This is a genomic window from Mycobacterium sp. (assembly GCF_036488105.1).
Classification (GTDB): Bacteria; Actinomycetota; Actinomycetes; order Mycobacteriales; family Mycobacteriaceae; genus Mycobacterium.
This window is the reverse complement of record NZ_DASXHW010000145.1, coordinates 1-3945: the sequence shown is the minus strand read 5'-3', so window position 1 is coordinate 3945 and position 3945 is coordinate 1. Positions and strand designations below refer to the sequence as shown.

Annotated in this window: 6 protein-coding genes; all 6 read left to right on the top strand. The window is 67.7% G+C overall.

Features of this window, described 5'->3' with window-relative positions:
• Positions 1-575 (top strand): carboxyl transferase domain-containing protein (locus tag VGH54_RS07690; protein ID WP_331511340.1); only part of this gene is annotated, 575 nt, incomplete at its 5' end.
• A complete protein-coding gene (locus tag VGH54_RS07685) occupies positions 572-820 on the top strand; it encodes an acyl-CoA carboxylase subunit epsilon (RefSeq protein WP_331511339.1) in 249 nt (82 codons plus the stop codon). The genes VGH54_RS07690 and VGH54_RS07685, both read left to right, overlap by 4 nt.
• Positions 817-1452: a nucleoside triphosphate pyrophosphatase gene (locus VGH54_RS07680; protein WP_331511338.1), complete on the top strand. Its 636-nt coding sequence runs from the start codon at positions 817-819 to the stop codon at positions 1450-1452. Before VGH54_RS07685 ends, VGH54_RS07680 begins: the two co-directional genes overlap by 4 nt.
• Positions 1453-1516: 64 nt before the next feature.
• Positions 1517-2407, top strand: a complete 891-nt coding sequence (locus tag VGH54_RS07675; RefSeq protein ID WP_331511337.1) for a sulfurtransferase — start codon at positions 1517-1519, stop codon at positions 2405-2407.
• Entirely contained in the window at positions 2407-2826 is a 420-nt protein-coding gene (locus VGH54_RS07670; protein ID WP_331511336.1) for a SufE family protein, read from the top strand. The genes VGH54_RS07675 and VGH54_RS07670 overlap by 1 nt, the downstream gene beginning before the upstream one ends.
• 111 nt (positions 2827-2937) lie before the next feature.
• Positions 2938-3945, top strand: a 1008-nt coding sequence (locus tag VGH54_RS07665; protein WP_331511335.1) for an acetyl-CoA carboxylase biotin carboxylase subunit, incomplete at its 3' end; no start/stop codon positions are given.

Sequence of the window (3945 nt, the reverse complement as noted above, 5' to 3'; positions counted from 1 at the left end):
TGCAGTTCGCGGGGTGCCTGGACATCAACGCGTCCGAGAAGGCGGCGCGGTTCGTCCGCACCTGCGACAGCTTCAACGTGCCGGTGATCACCTTCGTGGACGTGCCCGGCTTCCTGCCGGGTACCAGCCAGGAGTGGGACGGCATCATCCGGCGCGGCGCCAAGCTGATCTACGCGTACGCCGAGGCCACGGTGCCGCTGATCACGATCATCACCCGCAAGGCGTTCGGGGGCGCGTACGACGTGATGGGCTCCAAGCACCTGGGCGCGGACCTCAACCTGGCCTGGCCGACCGCACAGATCGCGGTGATGGGCGCGCAGGGCGCGGTGAACATCCTGCACCGCCGGACGATCGCGGAGGCGGAGACCCCGGAGCAGGCCGAGGAACTGCGGCAGCAGCTGATCATGGACTACGAGGACACGCTGCTGAATCCGTATGTGGCCGCCGAGCGCGGCTACGTCGACGCGGTGATCGCGCCTTCGCAGACCCGGGCGCAGCTGGTGAAGGCGCTGCGGACGCTGCGCAACAAGCGGGAGAGCCTGCCGCCGAAGAAGCACGGGAACATTCCGCTGTGAGCGACGACATCGAAACACCGGACGGCGCACAGCCACCCGCGCCGCATATCCGGGTGCTCAAGGGCAACCCGACCGACGACGAGGTGGCCGCGCTGATCGCGGTGCTGGGCAGCGCTGGCGGCGGCGCCGGTGAAATCGGTCAGCCGGAGGTCAGCCGGTGGGGCCTGCCCGTCGACAAACTGCGTTACTCGATCTTCAGCTGGCAGAAGCTCACCCTGGCGCAACGGACCCACATGCGGCGATGAGGTTCGTGCTCGGCTCCGCTTCGGCGGGCCGGCTCCGGGTGCTGCGCCAGGCCGGTGTCGAGCCGTTGGTTGTGGTGTCGGGCGTGGACGAGGACGCGATCATCGCCGGCCTGGGACCCGACGCCGCTCCGGGCGACGTGGTTCGCAGCCTCGCCGAAGCCAAGGCCGATCACGTCGCGAGCGTCGTGGACGCCGCGGTTGCCGCGGATTGTGTTGTGATTGGCTGTGATTCGATGCTCTATATCGACGGCCGACTGGCTGGCAAGCCCGCATCGACCGATGCGGCGCGACGCAGGTGGCAATCGATGGCCGGTGGTTCCGGTCAGCTGCACACCGGACATTGCGTGGTCCGGCTACGCGACGGCCAGGTCAGCCAGCGGGCAGCCGAATCATTCGTCACCACAGTGCATTTCGGTTCACCGACGGCAGCGGACCTGGATGCCTATCTCGGCAGCGGCGAGCCGTTGGCGGTCGCTGGAGCATTCACGCTGGACGGCCTGGGCGGCTGGTTCATCGACGGCATCGAGGGCGACCCGTCCAACGTCATCGGCCTGAGCCTGCCGCAGACCAGGACGCTGCTGGAACGTGTCGGTGTGTCGGTCGCCGAGCTGTGGATGGCCAACCCGGCCTGAAGGGTAACTGTCGCTCGCGTCAACGCCACCACAGCACACGCTAATCGGCAGGTAGGCTCGCAGTGTGCCTCTACCAGCAGATCCCAGCCCGACGCTGAGCGCCTACGCGCACCCCGAACGGCTGGTCACCTCCGACTGGTTGGCCGGCAACCTGGGCCGACCGGGCCTTGCCATCGTCGAATCCGATGAAGACGTGCTGCTCTACGACGTCGGCCACATCCCCGGGGCGGTCAAAGTCGACTGGCACACCGACCTCAACGACCCACGGGTGCGCGACTACATCGACGGTAGGCAGTTCGCGGAATTGATGGACCGCAAAGGGATTTCGCGCGACGACACCGTGGTCATCTACGGCGACAAGAGCAACTGGTGGGCGGCGTACGCGCTGTGGGTCTTCACGCTCTTCGGCCACCCGGATGTGCGGCTGCTCAACGGCGGACGCGACTTGTGGATGCACGACGGGCGCGACACCACGCTGGATGTTCCGAGCCGGGCATCCTCGGGCTATCCCGTCGTGGAGCGCAACGACGGGCCGATCCGCGCGTTCAAAGACGACGTGCTGGCCGTGCTGGGTTCCGAGCCGCTGATCGACGTGCGCTCGCCCGACGAGTACACCGGCAAGCGCACCCACATGCCGGACTATCCCGAGGAAGGCGCGTTGCGCGCCGGCCACATCCCGTCGGCGCGCTCCATCCCGTGGGGGAAGGCCGCCGACGACAGCGGGCGGTTCCGCAGCCGAGACGAGTTGGAGAAGCTCTACGGCTTCATCGAACCGGACGACAAAACCATCGTCTACTGCCGCATCGGCGAGCGGTCCAGCCACACCTGGTTCGTGCTGACACACCTGCTCGGCATCCCCGGCGTGCGCAACTACGACGGCTCGTGGACCGAATGGGGTAACGCCGTGCGAGTGCCGATCGTCGCGGGTGAAAGCCCCGGGGCGGTGCCGGCCTGATGAGCATGCCCGCGCCGCTGGCCGAGATCGTCTCCGACTTCGCCGAACTCCAAGGCCAGGACAAGCTGAAGCTGCTGCTGGAGTTCGCCGACGACCTTCCAGAGTTGCCCGCCGGCCTCGAAGAGGCGGCGATGGAGGAAGTACCCGAATGCCAATCGCCGCTGTTTATGCACCTCGACGCGCATGACCCGGACCGGGTGCGGCTGTATTTCAGCGCGCCCCCCGAGGCGCCCACGACTCGCGGCTTCGCGTCGATCCTGGCGGCAGGTCTCGACGAACAGCCCACCGCCGACATCCTGGCGGTACCGGAGGACTTCTACACCGACCTCGGTCTGGCGGCCTTGATCAGCCCGCTGCGGCTGCGTGGAATGTCGGCGATGCTGGCCCGGATCAAGCGCCGACTGCGCGATTCCGGCTGAAGTAGACACCGGGTCTTGTCGCCCGCGGCGCGCCGCTTAAACTTCCCCCGACACGACTTGTAAGAATTTCTCTTAGACACGTGAGAAGTGTTCAGCCACACAGGAGGCGCAGTGCCTAGTCACGCCAGCTCGACGATCGCCAAGGTTCTCGTCGCCAATCGCGGTGAGATCGCGGTGCGGGTGATCCGCGCGGCCAAGGACGCCGGGCTGCCCAGCGTGGCGGTGTACGCCGAGCCGGACGCCGACGCTCCGCACGTGAAGCTCGCCGACGAGGCCTTCGCACTGGGTGGGCAGACGTCGGCGGAGTCCTACCTGGACTTCGGCAAGCTGCTGGAGGCCGCCGAGAAGTCCGGCGCCAACGCGATTCACCCCGGCTACGGCTTCCTTTCCGAGAACGCCGACTTCGCCCAGGCGGTGATCGACGCCGGCCTGATCTGGATCGGGCCCAGCCCGCAGTCCATCCGCGACCTCGGCGACAAGGTCACCGCGCGGCACATCGCGGCCCGCGCGCAGGCTCCGCTGGTGCCCGGTACCCCCGAGCCGGTGAAGGACGCCGACGAAGTGGTCGCGTTCGCCAAGGAGTACGGCGTGCCGATCGCGATCAAGGCCGCCTTCGGCGGCGGCGGACGCGGCATGAAGGTGGCCCGCAGCATCGAGGAGATCCCCGAGCTGTTCGAGTCGGCGACCCGTGAGGCGGTCGCGGCGTTCGGCCGCGGCGAGTGCTTCGTCGAGCGCTACCTGGACAAGCCGCGCCACGTCGAGGCGCAGGTGATCGCCGACCAGCACGGCAACGTCGTGGTGGCCGGCACCCGTGACTGCTCGCTGCAGCGCCGCTTCCAGAAGCTGGTCGAAGAGGCGCCCGCGCCGTTTTTGACCGACGCGCAGCGCAAGGAAATCCACGAGTCCGCCAAGCGGATCTGCAAGGAAGCGCACTACTACGGCGCCGGCACCGTCGAATACCTAGTGGGCCAGGACGGGCTGATCTCGTTCCTGGAGGTCAACACCCGCCTTCAGGTCGAGCATCCGGTCACCGAGGAGACCGCGGGCATCGACCTGGTGTTGCAGCAGTTCAAGATCGCCAACGGCGAGACGCTGGACATCACCGAAGACCCCACCCCG